At 47.0% G+C, this 7,628-nt stretch carries 4 protein-coding genes; all 4 read right to left on the reverse strand.

Features of this window, described 5'->3' with window-relative positions; all coding sequences use genetic code 11:
• A partial coding sequence (locus tag QZ331_RS14065) for a family 20 glycosylhydrolase (protein ID WP_294631332.1) occupies positions 1-714 on the reverse strand: 714 nt, incomplete at its 3' end.
• 24 nt (positions 715-738) lie between these two features.
• Positions 739-2,379 carry a sialidase family protein gene (locus QZ331_RS14070; protein WP_294631334.1) on the reverse strand — a complete coding sequence of 547 codons (1,641 nt, stop codon included), beginning with the start codon at positions 2,377-2,379 and terminating at the stop codon, positions 739-741.
• A 254-nt stretch (positions 2,380-2,633) separates the two neighbouring features.
• Positions 2,634-4,214 (reverse strand): RagB/SusD family nutrient uptake outer membrane protein, encoded by a 1,581-nt coding sequence (locus QZ331_RS14075; protein ID WP_294631336.1) that lies wholly within the window; start codon positions 4,212-4,214, stop codon positions 2,634-2,636.
• Between the two features lie 19 nt (positions 4,215-4,233).
• Positions 4,234-7,560: a TonB-dependent receptor gene (locus tag QZ331_RS14080; protein WP_294631338.1), complete on the reverse strand. Its 3,327-nt coding sequence runs from the start codon at positions 7,558-7,560 to the stop codon at positions 4,234-4,236.
• Between the last annotated feature and the right edge of the window lie 68 nt (positions 7,561-7,628).

Raw genomic sequence — 7,628 nt, forward strand, 5'->3', positions numbered from 1 at the left:
ATCTATTTCGGGAATCAGCGTCATGTGATGCTGCTTGCAGAAAGCCACCAACTCTTTGGCTTCCTCCAATGTGTAATATTTGCCGGGCATACGGGTGGTGTTCACGCTGTCGTTGAGCATCGGGAATATCTTGCTTTCCAAGCGCCAGGACTGGTTCTCGGTGAGGTGCCAGTGGAAGACGTTGATTTTGAATTTGGCAAGCACGGTGATTTCACGTTTGAGCTCTTCCAACGAGATGTAGCTGCGCCCTACGTCCTGCATGAATCCACGGACACGGAAGGCGGGCCAGTCGGTGATTTCAGCTCCCCGAATCGCTGTCCTGGCGCCGCTTTTCTCTGCCAGTTGCCTCAAAGTCTGCATAGCCCAGTAGACGCCACGTTCGGTCACAGCCTCTACGGTTATCCGTTTTTTGGTTACACTCAGCCGGTAGGCTTCGTCTTGGTTCATGGGTATTCCGGGAAGAGAAGGCAGCAGCTTCACCTCAATGACGGCGGTTGCTTCCGGAGAGACGGTTCCTCCCATCTCAGAAACAAAAACTTCCCACTCCTGCTGAAGCACAGGAGTAGAAAGTTGCAGTTTATTCACTCGAAAGTTGATGTGGGAGGGGGTAAACTTTTGTGGTTGGGGGAGCAGGTGATAATCACCTGCTTTTACCACTGAGATTGTGTATAAGTTAATTATAAAATATACAAACAGTATGAGTTTATGTTTCATGATTACGGGTCGTATCTAATAGGTCTATTGTATGATATCCTTTAGCCGGACAGCCTGGAAAGTCATGTGGGCGACACTACTTTCATACAGTATGCCGACCGTCTCTTTATCAATCATGGTCAGGCAGGAATAGCCCCATCCTTCGCCCTCGTCCAACATCACCTGATGTTCGGGCAGCCATGTGACGCCTCCGTCCAGGCTCGCCTTGATGGTAATATGGTTGCGGCCTTTTACCGTATTCGGATTGGAGAAGAGAAGAATGTCCTTACCCAATGCATTGTCTTTCGCTTTAACGTTAATCAGGCTCGCCATACAAACCGGCTCCTGCAAGGCTTTGCGCGAAGAGGAGTGTTCGGTCCAGGTATTGCCCAAATCCTTAGTGGTAGCCACCGCACGGCTTCCGCCACGGTTGTCTCTCATGTTGAGCATCAACACACCCGGCTCGACTTCCGCCACCTGTGCTTCGGTCGTATTGGTGCGTGCATAGTTGTGTATTGTCCATGTTTCGCCGCGGTCTTTGCTATACATCACTCCCGCATTCGGAACACGGGTAGCGTCGATAAACTGAATCGGGAATACCAGTGTACCGTCCTGCATGGTGATGCCGCGTCCCGGGCCTTGCAGAAGGAAATACCAGGAGGGGTCTTTCACCTGTTCTGTGATATTGATAGGTTCCGACCATGTTTTACCGTCGTCCGTACTCTTGGCAAGCACCAACTGAGCGGTGTGGTTCATATCCATTCCCGGATGAGAGCTCCACCAGGCACGCTGGTTGCCCATTCCGTGCGTCCATGCGGCTATCACCCATATTGTATTGGTTTCCGTATCGACCAAAATAGAGGGGTCTCCTACCCCGTTCTGTGCCGAAGGCAATCCTCCTGTTTCGCCGAAAGAGAGGGGCAGACGCATCTTTTCCCAGGTCTTTCCTCCGTCGGTGCTGCGGCTCAAACCGATATTGACACGTTCCTGCAAATCGGCACTGTTGTTATAACGCACGTCATATACGCCCAGCAATGTTCCCTTATTGGTAGTGACCAGTCCCGGAATACGGAAGGCAGCCGAACCGTCGTCACCGGCATGGCGTACGCCCACTCCTACCCTATGCACTATATTTTCCGGTGAAACCGTATGCATAAGTGCCGGCTTGCCATCTACTGTGACCGTGGCAATCTCTGCCGTCACTTTGCTCAGCAACGAAGTTCCCGGCTTCATCTGCAAACTGACCCAAAAGTAGTTGATTCCGGGAAACAGTTTCTGATTGGCCTTCAGTGCGACTTTCTGCTTCGGGCTGTTCACTTGCGCCTTATTTATCGAGTAAGAAGGATTGGCAGCCAATGTCTTTCCCGGCGTATGACTGGATATATAGGATACGGGAGCAAAGAAATTCTTACCGTAATTCTGACGGGCTTCCGTACCACTGTAATATAACTTAACCGATTTGATGTCTGACAAATTCACCTCTTTGCCAAAGTTTAGAACCACTTCGTCCAAGTTCTGACTCTCTTTTGCGTTCATACGCAACATAAACAACACATTGTCTTGCCGTTCAATCAAAACAGGAATCTGAGTTTCACGTACAAATACTGTATCCGATGCAGTAGCCTGCAAGGTTCCGCAGACACTTAAAAAAAGGATAGAGGATAATAAAAGTAGTTTTCGTTTCATGGTATTACTAATTGTTTGGGTGCAAAGATATAAATTCATCATATTACTCACAAATAATTAAATATTTTATTATATAAGGAGTTATTAATAAATATGACTTTAGTTCTTGGGTAGAAGTAAAAACAAATATTTCATAACTACTGGTTTTAAAAGAATGAGTCTACTTTAAAAGAAACGGTTCCTTTCGGAAATCATTTATGACTTTTAAAGTAGACTCAAATGTTGTTAACTATAAAAACTTACAATCCTGACAGCTATTCTTCCTTTTCCTGTTCATAGCCCGGAGTCTGTTTCAGCAACGGGTTGATATTCATTGTGCTGACATCCAAAGGCCACAAGAGTTTATGCTTTTCGCTCACACTAATCAACGGAGAAGTAGCCGGATAGTTGCCTGATGCGGAGAATACCAACGAATTGTGAGAGGCATCCTGCATACGCACCACGTCAAACCACCGTTTGCCTTCCCATACAAATTCCTTGTCGCGTTCGTGCAATATGGCCAGCTCGTTTTCCTCGAAACTTCCATTTGTGTATTCATGTCCGGCGTAGTTGTCGCCATAAGCACGCTTGCGTACATCGTTGATGTAAGTGCTGCACGATTCACCCAGTCCGTTGGCAACCTCGGCCATCATCAGCAGAGCATCTGCATAGCGATATACGATGACATCTGCATCATAAATACGGTTGTTGTTTGAATTAATCGAGCCGATACCTTTCTTCATCACGCATCCGAAACTTGAAGCATCTTTGTCTTCCTGGGTGTAGTACTCCAGGAATGTCGCATCACGGCGAGTATCCTTTTCATCGTAAGTAGACCAGAAGGCGTGCGTATATTCGTGACGGAATACACCACCGGTTCCTTTCAGATTCAATGTATCGGTTGCTATCCGTTCGCCGTCGCGTCCAAACACCTGTCCGATAAATACCGCATCCTGATACAAGAACATTTTTCCCCAGTTGGTTGCTTCGCCATCTGCAAAGTGTATTGTGAAAATTACCTCCTTGTTGTTGCGGTTGGAAGTACTGAATATATCCTCGTAATCCGACAACAATTCAAATTTGCCTATAACCTGGTTCAAGGCAGACTGAGCCACTTTCAAGTCGGCAGCTCCGGTAGCCGTATGTCCGTTGATGGTCACTTTGGCAGACCACATATAAATTTCGGCTTTCAGCATCAGCGTAGCAGCCTTAGACCACATCGTTTTATCGTAATTGTTGGCTATCGTGACATCCGAGTAATTATTCTCAGACTTGGCAATATCACTCTTTATGAATTCGAGAGTAGCTTCGGGCGTAGCGCGTTCCACATAAAACTTATCGGCCGTCACCTTGCCATTAAGCAATTCCACTTCGGTTACGATAGGCACACCGCCGTAGGTCTTGTAGAGCATGAAATAATAGAGTGCTCTCAATCCGTAGGCCTGACCCAGATAATGTTTCCGCTTTGTCTCGTCCAAAAAGCTGCACTCATTCTCCACTTTCTGAATGAAATGGTTTGTCTGCATGATTGCAGAATAAATGCCGTACCAGTTGCTGATTCCCGGTTTGTCCTGGTCGATTACGTTTGAACGCAAGTTTGCATAATCCAGACTGGTATTCTCGGATGAAGTTCCTACGCGCTGTGTACCGCCGCGCACCTCTCCCAAGACATAGAACATATCATAATAGTTTCTCAGTTGAAAATGCATACCTGTCATATATCCACTCACCTGCGCTTCGTTGTTCCAGTAGTTTCCGCTTCCGAAATAATCTTCGGGAGACAGGTCCAAAGCATCGCACGATGTGTAAAGGACAGTAGATATAAATAAAGAAATGATGTATATTATTTTTTTCATAATCTGTCTTTTTTATGTGTTAGAAAGAAACGTTTATACCAAAAATCACTGTACGAGGCAATGGATAACCACCGTTGTTGTCCGCCTTTTCGGGTGAGAACAAATGTTTCGCTTCTGTCAGATAACCCAAGTTTTGTCCTGTTACGGAGAATTCCACATTGCTTAACTTAGCCTTTTGCGCCAAAATCGACGGCAAGCGGTAAGTAAGCGACAATTCGCGGAAGGCCAGGTAGTTGCCATTGTACACAAACATGGAAGAGCTGCGGCAATAGTTTCTTTTACCCAACTGGTCTGCCCAAACATAAGTCGGATATTTAGCGTTCGGGTTTTCGGGCGTCCAGGTGTCTTTCGTTTCCTGGATGGTGTTGTATGTACCTTGTGCACACGACATAATCCACATTGTCTTCCAGTCTACCGCCTTGAATCCCAAAGCATAGTCGAAACGTGCCGACAAGGTGAGGTCTTTCCAGCTCACGGTAGTGTTGATACCGCCTGTCCACTTCGGCACGGTGTTTCCTACCTTTACCATATCGTAGTTGTCGATAACTCCGTCGCCGTTGACATCTTTCCATTTCACATCACCCGGCTGAATGGGCAACGCATTTGCTTTCTGACTGTCCGACAATTTGTTGTAGCCCTCGGCTCCGCCATACAAAGGACGGCCGGTAGAACCGTTGTTACCCGAAGTGATGTCAATCAATCCTGCCGGAATCTCATCCTGCGATTTATAGAGGCCTTCGGCGATAAACATATACAAGTCGCCCGGGCGTTGTCCTTCCTGATAGCCTCCGACCCACATTTTCGCATCGCCATTGCCGGTATATACCTGATAGGCATTCTGACGGTTGCGGTCGAGTCCGTTGTCGGGCAAAGCCACTACCTTGTTTCTGTTCAATGCACCGTTCCAGTTCAGATTCCATTTCCAGTCTTTCCGGTCGAGTAAACGGAAAGCCAGTTCGAACTCGAATCCCTGATTCTGGAATTTACCGTTGTTGGACACTACGGTGCCGATACCCGAAGTAGAGGGTACTGTGATATTGGCATATTTGTCGCTCGTCAAACGGTTGTAATAAGTAAGGTTGGCATTGATGCGGTTTTCGAAGAAGCCCAAATCGAGACCTACTTCAAAGGTTCTGGATTTCTCCCACATCAGATACGGATTAGGGATGCTTCCCAAGAGGAATCCGGTAACACCGTTATATTTGTATCCGTTGTAAGAACCCTGTACGGTGTAATTGCCTACAAAATTCTTGTTGACGTTACCGTTGAGACCGAAACTTGCGCGCAGTTTACCGAATGAAAGTATATCGCTTGTGTTTGTCATGAACTCTTCCTTGCCGAACACCCATCCGGCAGACACACCGGGGAATACACCCCAGCGGTTTTCCTTAGCCAATTTTGAGTATCCGTCTTTGCGGAGGACGAGCGACAAGAGGTATTTCGACTGATAGTCGTAGTTCACACGTCCGAAGAAAGACATGATGCGCTGGCGTGAGTGCCAGGAGTCGATGGAACGTTTACCTTCTTCTTTTGAGGTGTATTCCAAGTCCATAAAGTCGTCGGTAGGAGCGCCCGAACCGGATGCGCTGAAACCTTTGTTGTAAGAATCGTAATATTCGAAACCTACCATCGCATCGAGATAATGGTCTTTGTTAATCTGATAATTGTAATTCAATACAGCATTATAGGTCTGGTCCAATGTACGGTCGTAGTAAGCGGAAGTACTGCGCGACGTCACCATGTTTCCGGGAGAACTTAAATAGTCTTTATTGAAATTTTCGTCCTTTTCTTCCTGATAGTACCAGATTGCACCCAATTTCAATGACAGTCCTTTCATGAAATCGATGGTGAACGACTGGTTCATTGTAAACTTATCGGTATTCTGGTCGCGGACGAATTTGTCAAAATTGTATTGTTGGTTACCGTCGCCCGAGTTGGGACCCAGCAACATCTCTCCATCCGCATTGTAGCCACGGAATGTAGGCGGCAACGACAAGCAGCGCGAGAAGTAGTTGGCTTCTGCCGTCTGCGTGGCAGGAAGGCCATTCCAGGTAGCATCGGCAAAACTGAAGCTGGAGTTGGAAGTAAGCCATTCTTTCAGTTTATAATCGGCATTGAGGGTGAAAGTGATACGCTTGTACCAGTTGCCGTAGGCCGTACCGTCGCTCTTGTTGTAGCCCAATCCGGCATAATAGTTTCCTTTGTCGTTGCCACCGCTTACGCTCAGGTTGTAATCCTGAGAGAATGCGGGAGTCTGCACGTTGAAGTCGGCAATGTCGGTATTCTTATAGATAAGTTTATCGCCATACACGGGGTCAATCATTGTCTGCCAGCCCTGGTTGAGCAGAAACGCCAGGTTGTCGGCATATTTCATCGTACTCCAGACAGCAGCACTGTTTTTGTTTCCATCCAAAGGAGTCACTCCGTCGCTTGCAAAATAGGCGTTACCCGTACCGTAAGGAGTGGCAGTTGCCAAACCGCCAAGATTAGACCACGACTTCACCGCTTTTCCGTCGGGGTGCTTCATCTCGTCTACGTAGGCATTCTTATATCCCGTACGCATCCAGTAAATATAGTCGCCTGCATCAAAGAAGTCATAGGAATCCTTGAAGTAGTTCAAACCGAACTTTGCCTTCAGGTTTACTTCCGCCCGTCCGCTTTTACCGCGTTTGGTGGTGATAAGGATTACACCGTCGTTGGCACGGGCACCGTAGATGGCGGTTGCTCCGGCGTCTTTCAGTACTTCCATCGATTCGATATCGTCGGGATTTATGTCGCTCATGGAGGAGCGCACCTGACCGTCAATCAGAATAAGGGGCGAACCCGAACCGTCGAAGTTGGTACCTCCACGAAGCACCAGCGTCGGAGCGCTGCCCGGATTACCGGAAGTCTGGCTGACAGACAAACCGGCAACGGCTCCCGACAACGCCTGAGCCGGATTGGAATACAAACCCTGTTTCAGTGTCTCTTCTTTTACTTTGGCAATGGAGTTGGTGACTTTCGTACGTAGCTGCTTGCCGCCATAACCTGTTACAACTACTTCTTCGAGCATCTCGGAATCTTCTTTCATCTGTATCTGCAAAGAAGTTCTGCCTTTGAGTTCAATGACTTGCTCTTGATATCCGACATACGAAATTTTTATCTTTCCGTTCGGATTCATGTTTAACACAAATTTACCGTCAAGGTCGGTAATTGTACCATTGGTGGTACCTACTTCGATAACACTCGCACCGATAATAGGCTCGCCTGTCGGGTCATTCACCACACCGGTAATTGTTTTCGTCTGTGCCATAGCTCCTATAAAACTACATAAACACAGCATCAACAAAAGGATGTTTCTTTTCATAAGTATTACTTTTAATTAAAAAATGAATTTATTTACAATCTTTACCTGAGTTCAGACAGAACTTAGGC

The sequence above is a fragment of the uncultured Bacteroides sp. genome, from assembly GCF_910586915.1.
Classification (GTDB): Bacteria; Bacteroidota; Bacteroidia; order Bacteroidales; family Bacteroidaceae; genus Bacteroides.